Raw genomic sequence first — 18550 nt, 5'->3', positions numbered from 1 at the left:
GCAGGCGTCAGACGCGACGCCGCAGCGCCCGGACCGCCAGCGGCGCGAAGACGGCGGCGAGCGCGACGGCCCAGATCATCGCCTGGATCGCCGGGCCGACCACCGGGCCGCCCACCAGCAGGCCGCGCAGGGCGTCGGCCAGGATCGTCACCGGGTTGACCTCGACCCAGTGCTGGAGCCAGCCCGGCATCCGGTCGGTGGGGACGAAGACGTTGCTGGTGAAGGTGAGCGGGAAGATCACCGTGAACCCGAAGATCTGCACCTTGTCGGGCTCGCTGACCAGCACCCCGACCAGCACCGAGATCCACGCCGCGGCCAGCGAGAACGCGAGCAGCAGGGCGAACGCGCCGAGCAGCCCGAGCACCCCGTTGCCGAGCCGGAAGCCGAGGATCGCCCCGACGCCGATCAGCAGCGACACCGACCACGCCTGCTTCACGGTGTCGGCGAGGATCCGCCCGGCCAGCGGGGCCCAGCGGGCGATCGGCAGGGCGCGCAGCCGGTCGAACACCCCCTTGGTGAGGTCGTTGTTGAGCCCGAACCCGGTGGTCATCGTGGCGAACAGGGCGTTCTGCACGATGATGCCGGGCAGGGCGAACGTGAGGTACTCCCCCGGCGAGCCGGAGATCGCCGTGCCGAAGACGTACGTGAACAGCAGCACGAACATCACCGGCTGGATGCTGAGGTCGAGCAGCTCCATCGGGTTGTGCTTGATCTGCACCAGGCTGCGCCAGGCCAGGGTGAGGGTGTGCCGCACCCCGGCGCCCACGCCGAGGCGGCGGGCCGGGGTGAGCGGGGCGGTGACGGTGGCGGCGGTCATGCCGGCGTCCTCTCCAGGTCGGCCCCGGACGGGGTGTCGTCGCCGGTCGGCGCGTCGGGCTCGGCACGGTGGCCGGTGAGGTGCAGGAAGACCTCGTCGAGGCTGGCGCCCCGCAGGGCCAGCTCGGCCACGGGGATCTCGGCGTCGTCGAGGCGGCGGACCACGGCGGGCAGCACCCCGGGGCCGTTGACCGCGACGGTCACGGTGCTCTGGGCCACCTCGGGACTGGCGGCGGCGGCCTCCCCCGCGATGGCCACCACGGTCGCCAGGTCGGCCGGGTCCGCCGGACGGATCGCGAGGACCTGGCCGCCGGTCTTGGCCTTCAGCTCCTCCGGGGTGCCCTGGGCGATCACCCGCCCGTGGTCGACCACGGCGATCTCGCTGGCCAGCTGGTCGGCCTCCTCCAGGTACTGCGTGGTCAGCAGCACCGTCACCCCGTCGGTGACCAGGCCGCGCACCGTGTCCCACAGGTCGTTGCGGCTGCGCGGGTCGAGCCCGGTCGTCGGCTCGTCGAGGAACAGCACCTGCGGGCGGCCGACCAGGCTGGCGGCCAGGTCGAGGCGGCGGCGCATGCCGCCGGAGTAGGTCTTCGCCGCCCGGTCGGCGGCGTCGGCGAGCTGGAACCGGGCGAGCAGCTCCCGGGCCCGGGCCCGGGCGTCGGCCCGGGACAGCCCGAGCAGCCGGCCGATGAGCAGCAGGTTCTCCGTGCCGGTGAGCGCCTCGTCGACCGAGGCGTACTGGCCGGTGAGGCCGATGAGCTGGCGCACCCGGTGGGCGTCGCGGCGCACGTCGTACCCGCCGACGGTGGCGTGGCCGGAGTCGGCGGCGAGCAGGGTGGCGAGCACCCGCACGGTGGTGGTCTTCCCGGCCCCGTTGGGCCCGAGCAACCCGTACACGGTCCCGCTGGGGACCGCGAGGTCGACTCCGGCGAGGGCCGTGGTGGCGCCGAAGCGTCGCACCAGGCCCTCCGCCCGGATCGCGTACGTCATGGAAACTCCCGTCGTCTGTGCATGTGTCACGCCAACTGGCCGACGGCACTGACAAACTGCCGAGCCTCGGCTGACGTTACGACGACAGACGCCGGGAGTCCCCCGAATTAAGCGGTGGCGCTCAGGCCAGGTTCGACGAGCGGGGGTACGCGTCGGCCGGGTCGGTGAGCACGTTGACCAGGTACGGCACGCCCGAGGCGAAGGCCCGCTCCAGGGCCGGGGCGAGGTCGCCGGCCTTCTCCACCGTCTCGCCCGCCCCGCCGAGGGCCTCGACGACCTTGTCGTAGCGCAGGCCGGGCTGGAGGTCGGCGGCGACGTCGTAGCCGTACATGGCGCGCATCGGGTGCTTCTCCAGCCCCCAGATGCCGTTGTTGCCGACCACGATCACGACGGGGAGCTTCTGGCGCACCAGGGACTCCACGTCCATCAGCGAGAAGCCGGCCGCGCCGTCGCCCATCAGCACGCAGACCTGCCGGTCGGGGTGGCTGACCCGGGCCCCCATCGCATAACCCAGGCCGGTGCCGAGGCACCCGTACGGGCCCGGGTCGAGCCAGGTGCCGGGCTGCGCGGGCTCCAGGTACTTCCCGGCGTACGAGACGAAGTCGCCGCCGTCGCCGATGGTGATGGCGTCGGGGGCGAGCACCCGGCGCAGCTCGCCGTAGACGCGGGCCGGGCGGATCGGGTCGGTCTCGGCGGCCATCGCCTCGGCGTCGCGGGCCTTCGCGGCGTCCTCGGCCTCGCGCAGCCGCGCGACCCAGTCGTCATGGTCGGCCCGGTCGCCGGGGTGCTCGGCGAACGCGGTGAGGATCAGTCGCAGGTCACCGGCGGGCGAGGCGGCCGGGGTGACGTGGGTGGCCCGCTGGCTGGGCGCGTCCACCACGTGCACGACCCGCGCGTCGCCGAAGTCGCCGAAGGCGAGCCGGAAGTCCAGCGGGGTGCCGACCACGACGACGACGTCGGCGCCGGACAGGGCGACCCGGCGGGCCTTGGCGAAGGCCAGCGGATGCGACGGGGGCAGCGCGCCGCGCCCCATCCCGTTGGTGAACACCGGCACCCGCAGCGCCTCGGCGGCGGCCCGCAGGGCGTCGACGGCGTCCCCGGCGTACACGTCGGAGCCGGCGATGATCACCGGGCGGTGGGCGGCGGCGATCAGCCCGGCGGCCCGGGTCACCTCCTCCGGGTCGGCCTCGATCGGGGCGGGCGCGACCGCCTCGGGCAGCTCGGCGTCGCCGACGGAGAAGATCGCCTCCAGCGGGAAGTCGAGGAAGACCGGGCCCCGGTGCGGGGTGAGCGCGGTGGTCAGCGCCGCGCCGACCGCGCGCGGGATGTCGTCGGCGCCGAACACCGTCTCGGCATGCTTGGTGACGGGGGCGACCAGCGGCAGGTGGTCCATCTCCTGCAGGCTGCCGGAGCCCCAGCGGAACTGCGGGGCCCGGCCCCCGAGCACCAGCACCGGCGAGGCGTTGAAGAAGGCGCTGGTCAGCCCGGAGACGCCGTTGGTGACGCCGGGGCCGGCGGTGAGCACGGCGAGGCCGGGGCGGCGGTTGAGCTTGGCCACCGCCTCGGCCGCGAACACCGCCGACTGCTCGTGCCGCACGTCGTAGAGCGGGAAGCCGGCGGTGTGCGCCGCGTCGTAGAGCGGGAAGACGTGCCCGCCGGAGAGGGTGAACATCTCGCGTACGCCGTGCGCGCGCAGCGCCGCGAGCGCCAACTGTCCGCCGTGACCCTCGACCCGCTCCGTCATCGCCGCTCCCCTCACCGTGGCCGGAGTCACACGCTACTGGCCGGTAGGCGGAATGTGAACCGGGCTCGGGTCAACGGCCGGTGAAGTCGGGCTTCCGCTTCTCGACGAAGGCGGCCATGCCCTCACGCCGGTCGTCGGTGGCGAACAACGCCGCGAAGAGCTGGGTCTCCCAGGCCAGGCCCGAGGTGAGATCCATGTCCAGGCCGGCGTCGACCGCCAGCTTCGCCGCCCGCAGCGCCTGCACCGGCCCGTTCAGGTACGGGGTGACCAGCTCGACGGCGGCGGCGTACACGTCGGCGGCCGGCACGACCCGGTCGGCCAGGCCGATCCGCAGCGCCTCCTGGGCGTCCACCATCCGGCCCGACATGATCAGGTCCTTCGCGCGGGCCGGGCCGACGAGCCGGGCCAGCCGCTGAGTGCCGCCCGCGCCGGGGATGACACCCAGCTTGATCTCCGGCTGGCCGAGCTTCGCGTCCTCGGCCACCACCCGCCAGTCGCATGCGAGGGCCAGCTCGCAGCCGCCGCCGAGGGCGTAACCGGTGATCGCGGCGACCACCGGCTTGGGGATCCGGGCGAACGCGCCGAGCGCGCTGGACAGGTCCGCCGCCCGCTCCGCCATGTCCACGTAGGACATGACGGCCATCTCCTTGATGTCCGCTCCGGCCGCGAAGACCTTCTCGCCGCCGTACACGATGACGGCGCGGACCTCGGGGTCGGCGGTGGCCTCCGCCGCGGCGGCGCGCAACTCCTCCTGGACCTGCTTGTTCAGCGCGTTCATCGGCGGCCGGTCCAACCGGATGGTGCCGATGCCGTCCTTGGTCTCCAGCCGCACGAACTCGCTCACACTTGCCCTCACTTCCTCGTCGAAGTCGCGTGCCAACCTTACGGCCCGGATCGTTGGGGCAGATAGTCTGATGTCCGCCCCGCCCCACCGGAGTCCGCCATGGTCACGTACTACGACGACAGGTCGGTGCAGGTCACCTCCACTTCCGTGCGGGTGGACGGCCGGACGTACCCGCTGGCCGAGATCAGCATGGTCTGGCACCTGCGCGGCAGCCGGTCCTGGCGGGTGCTCGCCGGCCGCGGCGCGATCGGCGCGGCGCTCGCCGGCCCGCTGGTCGCCGCCGCGCTGGGGGTGGCGCTCGCGCTGTGGCTGCACCGCTCGCTGACCGTCACGATCGCCATCGTGGGAGCCTCCGTGCTGGTCGGGCTCGCCGTCGGGCCGGTCGCCGACTTCCTCTTCGAGCACCTGGACCGCTCGTACGCCCGGGGCAGCCGCCAGTTGGAGCTGTGGGCCCGCTGGCGGGGCCAGCCGGTGCGGCTGGTGTGCACGGGCGACGCGCTGCGCTTCGGGCAGATCTACCGGGCGGTGCAGCGGGCGGTGGAGGCCAGCCCGGCAGGGCAGGCGGAGCGGTTCGGTCAGACCGGCGGCCGCCCGCCGGGGAACGCCGTCAGGCCGTAGCGCCCGGCCCGCACCGCACCTCGCCGGCCGGGGGGAGGCGGCTCCCGCGCCGCCCCGGACCCCCAGCAGGGGCTTCAGCCCGACTAGCGAGCTGATGTCGTGGATGGATCAGGCCCGGGGCGGGCGGCGCTGTGCGGCGTTGTGTGGTGCCGTGCCGTGCGGTGCGGTGGGGTGGGGTGGGGTGCCGTGCGATGCGGGGCGGGACTGTGCGGTGGGGTGCCGTGCGATGCGGGGCGGGGCTGTGCGGGGCGGTGCTGCGTGGGGCGGGGCTGTGCCGTGCGGTGCTGCGTGGTGCGGTGCAGTGCGGTGCAGTGCGGTGTCCGACCGGGGAGGGATGCCGTGCCCGGGCGGGCGATGTCGTGGATGACTCAGCTCCCTAGGACCCGAACGTCCCTCGCCGGGCTGGGCGAGCGCGCCCGGCGGCGGTTAGGCTTGGTGATGGCCATCTATTACCAGGACGACGCGGTGCAGGTGACCTCCGAGTCGATCCGGGTGGGTGGCCACACCATCGCGCTCGCCGACGTCACGTACGTCTGGCACGCGCGCGGACGCACCACCCTCGCCGTCCGCGGCCGGGTGATCGGCCGGGGCGTGCTGGTGCTCCTGCTGTCGCTGCCGCCGCTGGTGGCGCTGGTCTGCGTGGTGTCGCTCGCCTGGTCGGCGCAGGACCGGGGCAACTGGACCCTCGCCCTGATCATCCTGGCCGCCTGCGCGGTCGGTGCGTTGGCCCTGGTTCCGTTCCTGGAGCTGCCGCTCGGCTGGCTGGACCGCTCGTACGAGCGCGGCAACCGGGTCAACGAGCTGTGGGTGCAGCACCACGGGCGGGAGGTGATGTTGCTGAGCACGCCGGACGCGCTGCGGTTCGGGCAGATCTACCGCGCCGTGCAGCGGGCCGTGGAGCAGCAGGGCGACAGGGGCTGACCGGGGCTGACCGGGCGGCACTGGTCCGTCCGACGCACACTGGGAGGCATGGTGATTCCCCTCCCCCGGCCGTCCGCCGTCGTCGGCCTCACCCGCACCGCCCTCGACCAGGCGCTCGGCTCGGCCGCCTCGTTCGCCGCCGTCCCGGCCCGCGCTTTCGCGGTACTGGACGGGGTGGAGGCGCTGCTGCACCGGATCAACGGGGTGGTGGACCGGATCGAGGGGACGCTGGACCGCACCGACCGGGTGCTCGACGACGCCGAGAGCGCCGTCCGGGAGGTCGCCGTGATCAGCGCCGCCGCGACCACCGCGATCGACACCGCCACCGAGGTCGCCGCCGCCGCGGCCGTGGTCGTCGGCGAGGCCGAGCGGGTCTCCGCCGCCGCCGGCACGGTGGTCGCCGAGGCCGACGCGGTGGCCCACCGCGCCGCGGGGACCGTGACCGCCGCCGCCGAGGCGGCCGGCACCGCCGCCGAGCTGCTGGCCGCGTACGAGCCGGCGCTGCGCCGGGGCGCGCCGATGGCGACCCGGTTCGTCGAGCAGCTCAGCCACGAGGAGGTGACCGCGGCCATCCGCCTCGTCGACGAGCTGCCCAAACTCAAGGAGCACCTGACCGCCGACATCCTGCCGATCCTGGCGACGCTGGACCGGGTGGGCCCCGACCTGCACGACCTGCTCGACGTCACCCGGGACCTGAAGCTCGCCGTGGCCGGCATCCCCGGCCTCGGCATGCTCCGCCGCCGGGGCGAGAAGCTGACCGACGAGTGAGTCGCCCCGGCGGGTGAACCGGCCGGGCGGTCAGCTCAGGCCGGCGGGGCGTAGAGCTGGTCGATCTCGGCCCGGCTGGGCAGGGCCACGGACGCGCCCAGCCTGCGTACGCAGGCCGCGCCGGCCGCCGCCGCCCAGTGCACCGCCGCCCGCAGGTCCCGCCCCTCGCCCCAGGCCACCGCGAGCGCGGCCGTGAACGCGTCCCCGGCGGCGGTCGAGTCGACCACGTCGACCCGCACCGCCGGGACGTGCACCGGCGCGGCGTCGCGCTCGACGTACCAGGCGCCCTCGCCGCCGAGGGTCAGCACCGCGCGGGGCACCAGCGTGAGCAGGGCACCCGGGTCGTCGCGCCCGGCGCCGGTGAGCGTCCGCGCCTCGTTCTCGTTGACCACCAACAGGTCCACGGCGGCGAGCAGCTCGGCCGGCACGTGCCGGGCGGGCGCGGCGTTGAGGATCACCCGGGTGCCGGCGGCCCGGGCGGCCAGCGCGGCCTCCGTCACCGTCGCCACCGGGATCTCCAGCTGGGCGACCAGGACGTCCGCGTCGCGTACGGCGGTCAGCTCGCCCTCGGTGAGGCCGGTGAACGCGGCGTTCGCCCCGGGGGTGACCAGGATGGCGTTCTCGCCGTCGGCGCTGACCATCACCAGGGCGACGCCGGACGCCCCGTAGACCACCCGGAGGTGGCCCGTGTCGACGCCGGCCGCCGTGATCCGGGCGCGCAGGGTCACCCCGAACGCGTCCGAGCCGATCGCGCCGAGGAAGGCGCAGGACGCACCGGCCCGCACGGCGGCGACCGCCTGGTTGGCCCCCTTGCCGCCGGGCACCATGACGAAGTCGCTGCCGAGCACCGTCTCCCCGGGGCGGGGCAGGGCCCCGGCGGTGGCCACCAGATCCATGTTGGCGCTGCCCACGACGGCGACGCGGGTCTGCCGCACGGTTGCCTCCCTTGCTCCGGCCGCTCCGATGCGCCCAACTCGCGACTCAGGCGGCGCGGGCCGTCCAGCGGGCGCCGTGCCGCTCGACCGTCAGCGGCAGGCCGAAGGTCTTGGCGAGATTGTCGGCGGTGAGGGTGTCGCCGAGCAGTCCCTGGGCCACCACGGCGCCCTCGCGCAGCAGCAACGCGTGGGTGAAGCCGGGCGGGATCTCCTCGACGTGGTGGGTGACCAGGACCAGCGCCGGGGCGTCCGGATCGTGCGCCAGCTCGGCCAGCCGGGCCACCAGGTCCTCGCGCCCGCCCAGGTCGAGCCCGGCGGCGGGCTCGTCGAGCAGCAGCAGCTCGGGGTCGGTCATCAGCGCGCGGGCGATCTGCACGCGCTTGCGCTCCCCCTCGGACAGGGTGCCGAAGGGCCGGTCGGCGAGGTGCCCGACGCCGAGCTGACCGAGCAGGGCGCGGGCCCGCGCCTCGTCGCCGGGGTCGTAGCTCTCCCGCCAGCGCCCGACCACCGACCAGGCGGCGGTGACCACCACGTCGGCGACCCGTTCCTCGGCGGGCACCTGCCCGGCGAGGGCGGCGGTGGACAGGCCGATGCGCATCCGCAGCTCGTTGACGTCGGTGCGGCCGATGCGCTCGCCCAGCACGTGGGCGACGCCGGTCGTCGGGTGCAGCCGGCCGGCGGCCAGGTTCAGCAGCGTGGTCTTCCCGGCACCGTTCGGGCCCAGCACGACCCAGCGTTCGTCCAGCTCGACCCGCCAGTGCACGTCGTGCAGCAGCGCGGTGCCGGACCGGCGTACGCCGACACCGTCCAGGCTGACCACCAGATCCGCGTCCACGGGGGTGGCGGCGGGGGCGGCGCCCGGGGCGCCGGGGATCAGGTCACCAGTCACCCGCCCATCCAACCACGCACCGCCGCACCGCCCCCCACGGGCAGCGTCCACACCCTAGGGTGGGGCGCCGTGTCGTTGGTCACCGCACGGGGGAGGCGCGGATGTCACACCGGGAGCACATCGGATGAGCGCGGTCATCGAGATCGCGGGGCTGCGCAAGGCGTTCCACGGCCCGTACCGGAGCCGGCACGTCGCCGTGGACGGCTTCGACCTGCTGGTGGGGCGGGGTGAGATCCACGGCTTCCTCGGGCCGAACGGCTCGGGCAAGACCACCACGCTGCGCGCCCTGCTCGGCCTGGTCCGGGCCGACTCCGGCCGGATGCGGCTGTTCGGCGAGGACGTCCCGCGTGCGCAGGCGCGGGTGGCCGCCCGGGTCGGCGCGATCGTGGAGACCCCGCAGTTCTTCGGCAACTTCACCGGGCACCGCACGCTGCGGCTGCTCGCCCTGGCCGGTGGGGTGCCGACCCGGCGGGTCGACGAGGTGCTGGCACAGGTGGGGCTGCTCGACCGGGGCGAGGACGACGTGCGGGGCTACTCGCTGGGCATGCGGCAGCGGCTCGCGGTGGCCTCGGCGCTGCTCAAGGAGCCGGAGCTGCTGATCCTCGACGAGCCGGCGAACGGGCTGGACCCGGCCGGCACGAGTGGCTGGTCCGCGTGCCGGAGCCCGACCGGGCGGCGGAGCTGCTGCGCGCCGCCGGCCTGGCGGTGGACGAGCGCCCCGAGCACCTGGTGGTCGGCGGGGTGTCCGACGCCGGCGAGGTCAGCCGGCTGCTCGGCGAGCAGGGGCTGTGGGTACGCGAGCTGGTCCCGCTGCGGCCGGACCTGGAGAACGTCTTCCTGGAGCTGACCGACGGCGGCGTGCGGGACGAGGAGGCGGGGGCGTGAACCTGGTCCGGGCCGAGTGGGAGCGGCTGGCCACACGCCGCTTCGTGCGACTCATGCTGGTGCTGCTGGTGCTGGCGTTCGCGGTCACGGCGGTGACCACGCTGGTGGGTTCGCACCGGCCGTCGCCGGACGAGATCGTCGCGGCGCAGCAGTCGGCGGCGCAGCAGCGGCAGGCGCTGGAGGACACGTTCCAGCAGTGCCTGGCGGCCGTACGCGGGACGCTGCCGCCGGAGGAGGCCCAGGACTACCCGCCGAACTGCTCGGTGTTCGACCCGGGCCAGCGCGACCGGCTGCCCGTGGCCGCCGACCATCTGCAGGGGGTGTTCACCTTCGCCGACCAGGCCCGGCCGCTGCTCTACTTCCTCGTCGCGTTCCTGGTGCTGTTCGGGTTCCTGGTGGGGGCGTCGTACATCGGGGCGGACCTGTCCACCGGCGGGGTGGTGAACCTGCTGATCTGGCGGCCCCGGCGGCTCGCCGTGCTCGGCGCGAAGCTGGGCACCCTGCTGGGGGCGCTGACGCTGCTGTCGGTGCTGGCCTCGGCGGCGTACCTGGGGGTGTTCTGGCTGATCGGGCAGGGCGCCGGGCTGCCCGGGGCGACGGGCGGCGACTTCTGGCCTGGGCTGGGGCTGATCTGGCTGCGCGGGCTGGTGCTGCTCGCCGCGGCGGCCGGCTTCGCCCTGGCCACGCTGGGCCGGCGGACGGCCGCCGCGCTCGGCGCGGTGACCGCGTACGCGGTGGTGTGGGAGCTGGGCCTGCGGGTGGTGGTGGAGGTGGTGCGCCTGCCGCGCGGCGAGGACTGGATGCTCTCCACGTATCTCGACGCGTGGCTGACGGGCGAGGCCCGGCTCTCCGACGCGACCGCCTGTCGGGGGGTGAGCGGCTACTGCGACGGCAACTACCAGATCGGCTGGGTGCTCGGGCTGGCGGTGCTGCTGACGCTCGTCGGCGTGCTTACCATGGCGGCGTTCGGCGCGTTCCGCCGCCGCGACCTCATCTGAGCTGCCGCAAGGTCAGGCAACACCTTGCAGCACCCCGCGCGGTGGTGAAGAATTCCTTCACATGAGCCGCGCGGGGTCAGCCCACGGTGCTGCCGAAGACCTCGTCGCGCACCGCGTCCAGGGCCGTGCGCAGGGCACCGTGCAGGATCGGCTCCTCGGTCAGCCCGGTCGGCACCACCCGGGGGCGCACCAGGGTGATCGCGGCCACCTCGTGCTGCACCCGCTCGGCGAGCGCCGCCCCGCCGGCCTGACCGACCTCGCCCGCGAGCACCACCAGCGGCGGGTCGAGCACCACGCAGGTGCTCGCCACGCCCAGGGCCAGCCGGCGGGCCAGCTCGTCGAGCAGCGGGCCGCCTGCGGTGCCGGCGGCGATGGCCGCGCGCACCGCGTCGGCCGCCGAGTCGGCCGGCAGCCCGTGTTCCCGGGCCACCGCGAGCACCGCGTCCGCCCCGGCGAGCTGCTGGAAGGCCGGCTTGGCGCGGCGCGACACGTCGCGCGGGATGGGCACGCCGGGCACCGGCAGGTAGCCGATCTCGCCGGCCGCGCCGCTGCTGCCGTGGTGCAGCCGGCCGCCGAGCATGATCGCCAGGCCGACGCCCGCGCCGACCCAGACCAGCACGAAGTCGCGGTTCTCCCGGGCCGCCCCCGACTGCGCCTCGGCCACGGCGGCCAGGTTGACGTCGTTCTCGAAGACCACCGGCGTGGCCAGGTCCTCGCGCAGCGCGGCGAGCAGGCCCCGGTGCCAGCGCGGCAGGTTGAACGCGAACGTGATGTCGCCGCTGGCCGGGTCGACCAGGCCGGGGGTGCCCAGCACCACCCGGCGCACGCTGGACAGCTCCGCGCCGGCACCGCTCGCGGCCTGCACGACGGCGTTGTGCACCACCCCGACCGGGTCGTCGGTGTCGCGGGTGGACTGCTCCACCCGGGAGACGACCGCCCCGGTGATGTCCGCGCAGGCGGCCACGACCCGCTCGGCGCCGACGTCCACCCCGACGACGTACGCCGAGCCCGGCCGGACGGCGTACAGCTGGGCGTTCGGGCCCCGCCCGCCGGCCTGCTCGCCGACCCGGGCGACCAGGCCGCGTTCCTCCAGCCGCTCGACGAGCTGGGAGGCGGTGACCTTGGACAGCCCGGTCAGCTCGCCGAGCCGGGCCCGGGTCAGCGGTCCCTGCTCCAGCAGCAGCTCCAGCGCCGCGCGGTCGTTGAGCGCCCGCAACAGGCGGGGGGTGCCGGGCAGCCGGGTCGCACTCATGCCACGTCCTCAATTTTTCGTAAACTTTGCTAACCAAACCGACACGCGGGTGACCGTAGCGTAACGGCCACCCCGAACCTGGGTACTCGGACGACCCGGCACCGGCCGACGCCTCCGGTACGACGGCCGCGCCCGACCGGGCACGGCAGAGGGGAGACCTCCGTGGGGACCGATCCTGGACTGCGCCGGCTCGCGCTGGGCACGCTGCTCGCCGCGTACCCGGGGCCGGTCCCGCCCGGCTGGGCGGTCGACCTGGTCGCCGAGGGGCTCGCCGGGCACACCCTGTTCGGCACGAACGTGCACGACCCGGCCCAGGTGGCGGCGAGCACCGCCGCGCTGCGCGCCGCCCGCCCCGACGTGCTGGTCGCGATCGACGAGGAGGGCGGGGACGTGACCCGCCTCGCCCACGCGACCGGCAGCCCGTACCCGGGCAACGCCGCCCTCGGCGCGGTCGACGACCCGGCGCTGACCGGGCGGGTGTACGCGGCGATCGGCGCCGAGCTGGCCGCCCTGGGGATCACCGTGGACCTCGCCCCGACGGTGGACGTGAACACCGCCGACGAGAACCCGGTGATCGGCACCCGCTCCTTCGGCGCGGACCCGGCCAGGGTGGCCGTCCACTCGGCCGCCGCCGTCGCCGGCCTCCAGTCGACCGGGGTCGCCGCCTGCGCCAAGCACTTCCCCGGCCACGGCGCGACGGTCGCCGACAGCCACCACGAGCTGCCCACCGTAGAGGCGTCCCCGGCGGTGCTGCGCGAACGCGACCTGCCCCCGTTCGCGGCGGTCGTCGACGCCGGCGTCGCGTCGATCATGACCGCGCACATCCGGGTGCCCGCGCTCACCGGCGCCGGCCCGGCCACCTTCAGCCGCGCGGTCCTGGTCGACCTGCTCCGCCGTGAGCTGGGCTTCACCGGGGCGGTGATCACCGACGCGCTGGAGATGAAGGGCGCGGCGCTGGCCGCCGGCGGGGTCGGCCCGGCCGCCGTCCTGGCGCTCGCCGCCGGGGCGGACCTGCTCTGCATCGGCGCGCGGGTCGACGCCGGCCTGGTCGAGCGGGTCGCCGCCGAGATCGTCGCCGCGCTGCGCGACGGCCGGCTCGACCGGGCCCGGGTCGAGCAGGCCGCCGGCCGGGCCGCCGCGCTCGCCGCCGCGACCCGGGCCGCCGGCCCGTCGCCGATCACCCCCACCGACCTGGGGTACACCGCCGCGCGGCGCGCCGTCCGCGTGGAGGGCGACGTCACCGGGCTGGGCCGGCCCCTCGTCGTGCGGCTGGACGCCGCGACCACGATCGCGCAGGGGCGGGTGCCGTGGGGCCTCGGCCCGCACCTGGCCGGGTCGGAGGAGATCCTGGTGCCGGCCGCCGAGGCGGACGCGGCGGCCCTGCGTGCCCGCGCCGGGGAGCGACCGATCGTGCTGGTCGGCCGGCACCTGCACCGGCTGCCGGGCGGCGCGGCGCTGGTGGACGCGCTGGCCGCCGCCCACCCGGTGGTCGTGGTCGAGATGGGCTGGCCGGGGCGGTGGCGGCCGGCGGGCGCCCGCGCGTTCGTCACCACGTACGGCGCGAGCCACGCCAACGGCCGCGCCGCGGCACAGGCCCTCGGCCTGACCCCCTGACCGAGCCACCGCCACCGGGACCAGGCCGGGGGCGGAGGGCCATGATCGTCTGCTGTTCCGCGAGAGAAGCCGCGGCGTGTCGTCTCACCAACCGACAGACGATCATCGACTCCACGGCCCACTCTTGAACGTGTTCAAAGTGTGCCCTACGCTGAGGGCGACCTGAATTTGAACGTGTTCAAGGAAGGTGCCGGGATGGACGTCAAGGTCTGGATGTACCTGGTCTACCTCGCGGTCAGCATCGGCCTGACCGTCTGGGTGGCGCGGTCGCTGTCCCGCAACGGGCTGGTCTTCCTGGAGGAGGTCTTCGCCGACGAGCGGCTGGCCCGCGCCGTGAACAGCCTCCTGGTGGTCGGCTTCTACCTGCTCAACCTCGGCTACGTGACGGTGGCGATGCGGCACCGCGACCCGGTCACCGGCACCAGCCAGGCGATGGAGGAGCTGTCCCTGAAGGTGGGGCTGGTGCTGCTGGTGCTCGGCGCGCTGCACTTCTTCAACGTGTTCGCGCTCGGCCGCTACCGCCGGGGCCGGCTGCGCCAGCTCGCCACGCACCCCCCGGTGGCACCCGTCGCCCGGCTCGCCCCACCGCCCGCCCAGCCGGGCCCGCACGCGCCGTACCCGGTCGCCCCGCACCCCGCCGCTCCGCACCCCGCCGGCCCGCACCCCGCCGGCCCGCACCCCGCCGGCCCGCGGCCTGCCGGGCCCCCGGCCGCTCCGCACGGTGGCGCGACGGGCGCCGGCCCGGTCCCGCCGGCCCGATGAGCGGGCACCCGGCCGTTCCGGCGGGCGACGCCGGTCCCACCGCACACGGGGGCGGTGGGATCGGCGGCCTCACCGTCCTCTACGACGCGCACTGCCCGCTGTGCCGGGCCGCCCGACGCTGGCTGGCCACGCGCGCCCAGCTCGTACCCCTGGAGTTCGTGCCGGCCGGGTCGGTCGAGGCCCGGCGGCGCTTCCCCGGCCTCGACCACGACGCCACGCTGCGCGACCTGACCGTGGTGGCCGACACCGGCGAGGTGTACGCGGGCGACGGGGCCTGGTTCGCCTGCCTGTGGGCGCTGGCGGACCACCGGGCCACGGCCGAGCGGCTGGCCCGGCCGCACCTCATGCCGCTGGCCCGGCGGGTGGTGGCCGCCGCCTCGTCGGTCCGCGGGCTGGTCCGCGAAGAGTGGGACGGATCGGTCGGCCCCGACCCGGGATACGGTGACGACGATGACCGAGCAGACTGCGCCGACGACCGCTGCGGGCGAGGCGGCGACCGTCCGGGGTGAGCAGACGCGGCGGCTGATCCTGGACACCGCGCTGCGGATGTTCCGCGAACGCGGCTACGCCCGCACCACCATGCGGGCCATCGCCCAGGAGGCGGGCGTCGCGGTCGGCAACGCGTACTACTACTTCGGGTCCAAGGACCACCTGATCCAGGAGTTCTACGCGGGCACGCAGGTGGAGCACCGGGCCGCCGCGGCGGCGGTGCTGGCGCAGGAGACCGAGTTCGGGCAACGGCTGGCCGGGGTGCTGCACGCCGGCATCGACGTGCTCACCCCGTACCACGAGTTCGCCGGGACGTTCTTCAAGACCGCGGCCGAGCCGACGTCGCCGCTGAGCCCGTTCTCCGCCGAGTCCGCCGCGCCCCGGCAGGCGTCGGTGGCGCTGTTCCGCGAGGTGCTCGACGGCTCGACCGCGAAGGTCGACCCCGAACTGCGCCCGGAGCTGCCCGAGCTGCTCTGGCTGGCGTACCTGGGGGTGGTCCTCTACTGGGTGCACGACCGCTCCCCCGGGCAGGCGAAGACCCGGCAGCTCGTCGACGGGGCGGTGCCGCTGGTCGACCGGCTCGTCGGCCTGTCCCGGCTGCGGGTGCTGCGGCCGGCCACCCGCCAGGCGATCACCCTGATCCGCACGCTGCGTCACTGACGCTCGATCCGGCGCCACGCCAAGTCGCAGGTCAAGTCCACTAGACGACACCGCCGACCCGCCGACTACCCTTGCCCACCGCCGATCTCATTACGTAGCGTCATGGGCGGGACGGCGGCCGGCGGGAGCGACCGGCCGCGCCGAGGGAGGACCTGGGGGGAGGCCGCGCGGACCGTGGATCCGGCCCGGGATCCACGGTCCGCGCCCGGCTCACGGGGGATAGACCCCGTACGACCGCCAGCCCCGGTCCGGGAAGCCGGCGGCCTCCGCCACCCGCGCCGACGCGCCGTTGGCCGGGTCGTGCCGGTAGGTCGGCACGGCCCCCTCGTCGAGCACCCGCCGGGCGGCCTGGGCCACCAGCCGCCGGGCCAGCCCTCGGCCCCGGGCCGCCCGCACGGTGCCGACGGCCAGCTCGTGGCCGTGCGCGTCGTGCCGCTTGATCGCCACGCCGGCCAGGTACCGCCCGTCGGCGTCCCGCACCACCAGCACCTCGCGGTCGAACAGCCCCAGCCACCGGGGCAGTCCCGGCTCGGTCGGCGCGATCCACTCCCCCACCTCCGGCAGCGGGGCGGGGGCCAGGGTCCACCGGAACACGTCGTCGTTGGACACCCAGCGGGGGTGCGCGACGGCGACCGGCAGGCCGGCGAGCAGCCGCCGGTGCGACCGGGCGGCGAGCGCCCGGACCTCCGGGACGTGCCGGGGCGCGACCGAGAGCACCGTGCCGCGCCCGTCGCCGACCGCGATCGCCGGGCGGAGCCGGCCGTCCCAGGCGGGTAGGTCACGCCGGTACGAGCCGACCACGTGCAGCCCCGGGCCCGGCGGCCACTGCCCGAGCCAGGTCACCAGGTGCAGGTACAGCCGCCGGTCGCCCACCGGTCGCCTCCCTCCGCAGCGCCCGCCGGGGGGCGCCGACATGATCACGGTACGCCGGTGGGCTCGCGATGGTGCGCGGGTTGGTTGAGGCCCGGGGCGGACGGGTAGACGTGGGGCGGCACCGCCGCCGGCCGGCGGTGCGTCGTCACGCTGCCGACGGCGGGAACCTGAGGCGCTCCGACCACGTCATATCTATTTCCATACATGTACAACTTTATTTGGGACGGTATGGTCATGCCGAAACTGCCTGAGGACCGACACGAGCAGGACGCCGAGCGGCGCTGGCGGGGTGCGCGCGGGTGGTTCCCGGCACAGCCGGCATACCGGGAGGCCCGCAACGTGCGCGGCGTGCGGCCGGCGCTGTCCTGGGCGGAGCTGAACCGGCTGCCGGCCGGCTTCTCCACCCGGCGCGGCCTCACGGCCCGCTGACCCGCCCCGAACCGACGCGGGCCGGGTGGGCTCAGAGCTGGGCGGCGATGGCCTTCGCGCTGTCCACGTCCGGGCCGGGCAGCGGGACGAAGACCGTCCGCCGGTAGTACTCCAGCTCGCGGATGCTCTCCCGGATGTCGGCCAGCGCCCGGTGGGCCAGCCCCTTCTTGGGCTGCCCGAAGTAGACCCGCGGATACCAGCGCCGGCACAGCTCCTTGATGGAGGAGACGTCGATCATCCGGTAGTGCAGGTGGGCGTCGAGGCGCGGCATGTCCCGGGCGATGAAACCCCGGTCGGTGGCGATCGAGTTGCCGCACAGCGGCGCGGAGCGGGCCTCCTTCACATGGCTGGTGACGTAGTCGAGCACCAGGTCCTCGGCCTCGGCGAGGGTCACGGTGGAGCGCCGGACCTCCTCGGTCAGCCCGGACTTGCCGTGCATGGTCCGGACGATCTCCGGCATCGCCGCCAGCGCCGCCTCGTCGGCGTGGATCACCACGTCGACCCCGTCGCCGAGCACGTTGAGGTCGGGGTCGGTGACCAGCGCGGCGACCTCGATCAGGGCGTCCCTGCCGAGGTCCAGCCCGGTCATCTCACAGTCGATCCAGACGAGGAGATCAGCCACGCGCACAGCCTACGCGCAGCCCACACCCTCGCGCCTCGGCACCGTACGCGGGATGGACCGCTAGGGTTTCCCCGTGCCAGCTGAACCGATCGCGCCACCCTCCGTGACCGTCGCCGAACCGGGCGGCCGCCGGGTCCGCCGGCTGGTCACGGTGCTGGCGCTGGCGGCCGTGCTGCCCGCGCTGTACCTGCCGGGCCTGAAGCACGACTTCCTCGATCTCAAGATCTACATGCGGGCGATGGACTGGTGGGCCGCCGGCCACCCGCTCTACGACTACGTGCAGCCGGACCGGGTGCAGGGCGAGCTGTACTTCACCTACCCGCCGGTGAGCGCGCTGCTGCTGCGCCCCTTCGCGCTGCTGCCGCTGGGGCTGACGATCGCGGTCTTCACGGTGCTCACCGTGCTCGGCGTGGTGGTGACCACGCGGTGGCTGCTCGCCCCGGTCGTCGCCCGGCACGGGCTGCCCCGGGTGTTCACCGTCACCGTCGGCGTGCTGCTGGTCTTCGCCGTGGAGAGCACCCGGGAGACGATCACCTTCGGCCAGATCAACATGCTGCTGGTCGTGCTGATCCTGGCCGACCTGCTGTTCGCCGTGCCGCAGGGGCGGCGCTGGGCGGGCGTAGGCGTCGGGCTGGCCACCGCGCTGAAGCTCTACCCCGGCATCTTCATCGTCTACCTCCTGGCCACCCGGCGGTGGCGGGACGCGGCCGTGGCCTCGGCGACCGCCGCCGGCGCCACGCTGCTCGCCGCGGCCGTGGCACCGGCGGACTCGTGGCGGTTCTTCACCCACGAACTGTGGGCGACCGACCGGGTCGGGCGCACCGACTACACCGGCAACCAGTCGCTGTTCGGTCTGCTCAGCCGGCTCACCGCGCCCGCCGAGCCGAGCCGGGTGCTGTGGCTGGCGCTGGCCCTGCTGGTCGCCGGGTACGGGCTGTGGCGGGCCGCCCGCGCCGCCCGCGCCGGGGACGCGCTGACCGGCCTGACGCTGACGGGCCTGGTCGGGGCGCTGGTCAGCCCGATCACCTGGACCCATCACATCTACTGGTTCGTGCCGGCGGTGGTGCTGCTGGCCGACGCGGCGCTCGGCACGGACCCGACGACGCCGGCCGGGGCGCGGCGGCGACGGTGGCTGGCCGGCCTGGCCGTCGGCACCGGCGCGCTGATCGTCTACGGGGTGGTGTCGTTCCACGACTGGGGGGTGGCCCCGGTGCCCACCGACTCGCCCGGGGAGTTCCTGGCGCGCAACACGTACGTGCTGCTGAGCCTGCTGCTGGTGGTGGCCCTGCCCGTCGCCCGCCCCGCCCCGGCGTCCGCCCACCAGGGCGAAAAATCGCGCCAAATGGACACTTCTCCCGAGTAGCGTCGTTACCGGTTAATCTTACCCATACCTCGGGCATCCCCCGTGGCACCGATCCCCCGGTGCAGGCGGCCCTCCGTG

The 18550-nt window shown here is 75.1% G+C and carries 19 protein-coding genes and 1 pseudogene; 11 read left to right on the top strand and 9 right to left on the bottom strand.

Annotated elements, in window-relative coordinates; all coding sequences use genetic code 11:
• Positions 1-7 precede the first annotated feature (7 nt).
• The 4 genes from LPU61_RS02475 to LPU61_RS02460 all read right to left on the bottom strand — a co-directional run bounded on the left by LPU61_RS02475 (position 8) and on the right by LPU61_RS02460 (position 4394).
• Positions 8-817, bottom strand: coding sequence for an ABC transporter permease (locus tag LPU61_RS02475; RefSeq protein ID WP_043962227.1), 810 nt, complete (start codon positions 815-817; stop codon positions 8-10).
• Entirely contained in the window at positions 814-1806 is a 993-nt protein-coding gene (locus LPU61_RS02470; protein WP_077936539.1) for an ATP-binding cassette domain-containing protein, read from the bottom strand. Before LPU61_RS02470 ends, LPU61_RS02475 begins: the two co-directional genes overlap by 4 nt.
• A gap of 121 nt (positions 1807-1927) precedes the next feature.
• Positions 1928-3550 (bottom strand): acetolactate synthase, encoded by a 1623-nt coding sequence (locus tag LPU61_RS02465; RefSeq protein WP_229403952.1) that lies wholly within the window; start codon positions 3548-3550, stop codon positions 1928-1930.
• Between the two features lie 70 nt (positions 3551-3620).
• Entirely contained in the window at positions 3621-4394 is a 774-nt protein-coding gene (locus LPU61_RS02460; protein WP_043962224.1) for an enoyl-CoA hydratase/isomerase family protein, read from the bottom strand.
• 99 nt (positions 4395-4493) lie between these two features.
• Between LPU61_RS02460 and LPU61_RS02455 the strand changes: the two genes are divergently transcribed.
• From LPU61_RS02455 to LPU61_RS02445, 3 genes are all read left to right on the top strand, one after another.
• Positions 4494-5012, top strand: coding sequence for a DUF6232 family protein (locus LPU61_RS02455; protein WP_043962223.1), 519 nt, complete (start codon positions 4494-4496; stop codon positions 5010-5012).
• 438 nt (positions 5013-5450) lie between these two features.
• Entirely contained in the window at positions 5451-5933 is a 483-nt protein-coding gene (locus LPU61_RS02450) for a DUF6232 family protein (protein ID WP_043962222.1), read from the top strand.
• Positions 5934-5981: 48 nt separating this feature from the next.
• Positions 5982-6701 (top strand): hypothetical protein, encoded by a 720-nt coding sequence (locus LPU61_RS02445; protein WP_077936534.1) that lies wholly within the window; start codon positions 5982-5984, stop codon positions 6699-6701.
• 35 nt (positions 6702-6736) lie between these two features.
• Here the strand turns inward: LPU61_RS02445 and LPU61_RS02440 are convergent, their stop codons facing one another.
• Entirely contained in the window at positions 6737-7636 is a 900-nt protein-coding gene (locus LPU61_RS02440; protein WP_043962220.1) for a ribokinase, read from the bottom strand.
• A 46-nt stretch (positions 7637-7682) separates the two neighbouring features.
• The gene (locus LPU61_RS02435; protein ID WP_043962219.1) at positions 7683-8525 is read right to left on the bottom strand and encodes an ABC transporter ATP-binding protein; all 843 of its coding nucleotides are present in this window, start codon (positions 8523-8525) and stop codon (positions 7683-7685) included.
• Between the two features lie 124 nt (positions 8526-8649).
• On the opposite strand from LPU61_RS02435, the pseudogene LPU61_RS02430 reads away from it, so the two are divergent.
• Positions 8650-9410, top strand: a pseudogene (locus tag LPU61_RS02430) (ABC transporter ATP-binding protein).
• The gene (locus LPU61_RS02425) at positions 9407-10408 is read left to right on the top strand and encodes an ABC transporter permease subunit (protein WP_229403950.1); all 1002 of its coding nucleotides are present in this window, start codon (positions 9407-9409) and stop codon (positions 10406-10408) included. The pseudogene LPU61_RS02430 and the gene LPU61_RS02425 overlap by 4 nt, the downstream one beginning before the upstream one ends.
• Positions 10409-10484: 76 nt before the next feature.
• Here LPU61_RS02425 and LPU61_RS02420 read toward each other — a convergent pair whose 3' ends face one another.
• Positions 10485-11660: an ROK family transcriptional regulator gene (locus tag LPU61_RS02420; protein WP_043962217.1), complete on the bottom strand. Its 1176-nt coding sequence runs from the start codon at positions 11658-11660 to the stop codon at positions 10485-10487.
• A gap of 162 nt (positions 11661-11822) precedes the next feature.
• Between LPU61_RS02420 and LPU61_RS02415 the strand changes: the two genes are divergently transcribed.
• The 4 genes from LPU61_RS02415 (at position 11823) to LPU61_RS02400 (ending at position 15185) form a co-directional block, all read left to right on the top strand.
• Positions 11823-13274 (top strand): glycoside hydrolase family 3 N-terminal domain-containing protein, encoded by a 1452-nt coding sequence (locus LPU61_RS02415; RefSeq protein WP_229403949.1) that lies wholly within the window; start codon positions 11823-11825, stop codon positions 13272-13274.
• 195 nt (positions 13275-13469) lie between these two features.
• Positions 13470-14036: a hypothetical protein gene (locus tag LPU61_RS02410; RefSeq protein ID WP_229403948.1), complete on the top strand. Its 567-nt coding sequence runs from the start codon at positions 13470-13472 to the stop codon at positions 14034-14036.
• Positions 14033-14545 (top strand): thiol-disulfide oxidoreductase DCC family protein, encoded by a 513-nt coding sequence (locus LPU61_RS02405; RefSeq protein WP_229403947.1) that lies wholly within the window; start codon positions 14033-14035, stop codon positions 14543-14545. The genes LPU61_RS02410 and LPU61_RS02405 overlap by 4 nt, the downstream gene beginning before the upstream one ends.
• Positions 14487-15185, top strand: a complete 699-nt coding sequence (locus tag LPU61_RS02400; RefSeq protein ID WP_229403946.1) for a TetR family transcriptional regulator — start codon at positions 14487-14489, stop codon at positions 15183-15185. The genes LPU61_RS02405 and LPU61_RS02400 overlap by 59 nt, the downstream gene beginning before the upstream one ends.
• A 210-nt stretch (positions 15186-15395) precedes the next feature.
• Here LPU61_RS02400 and LPU61_RS02395 read toward each other — a convergent pair whose 3' ends face one another.
• Complete coding sequence (locus LPU61_RS02395; protein ID WP_199485984.1) at positions 15396-16058, bottom strand: GNAT family N-acetyltransferase; 663 nt, start codon at positions 16056-16058, stop codon at positions 15396-15398.
• Between the two features lie 234 nt (positions 16059-16292).
• Between LPU61_RS02395 and LPU61_RS02390 the strand changes: the two genes are divergently transcribed.
• Positions 16293-16487 (top strand): DNA repair protein, encoded by a 195-nt coding sequence (locus LPU61_RS02390; RefSeq protein ID WP_229403945.1) that lies wholly within the window; start codon positions 16293-16295, stop codon positions 16485-16487.
• Between the two features lie 31 nt (positions 16488-16518).
• Here the strand turns inward: LPU61_RS02390 and orn are convergent, their stop codons facing one another.
• Positions 16519-17115: an oligoribonuclease gene (orn, locus tag LPU61_RS02385; protein ID WP_229403944.1), complete on the bottom strand. Its 597-nt coding sequence runs from the start codon at positions 17113-17115 to the stop codon at positions 16519-16521.
• A 67-nt stretch (positions 17116-17182) separates the two neighbouring features.
• On the opposite strand from orn, the gene LPU61_RS02380 reads away from it, so the two are divergent.
• The gene (locus LPU61_RS02380) at positions 17183-18472 is read left to right on the top strand and encodes a glycosyltransferase 87 family protein (RefSeq protein WP_043962210.1); all 1290 of its coding nucleotides are present in this window, start codon (positions 17183-17185) and stop codon (positions 18470-18472) included.
• Positions 18473-18550 lie beyond the last annotated feature (78 nt).

This window comes from Micromonospora sp. NBRC 110038 (assembly GCF_020884815.1).
GTDB lineage: Bacteria > Actinomycetota > Actinomycetes > Mycobacteriales > Micromonosporaceae > Micromonospora > Micromonospora haikouensis.
The sequence above is the reverse complement of the archived record's forward strand: the minus strand, read 5'-3'. Positions and strand labels throughout refer to the sequence as shown.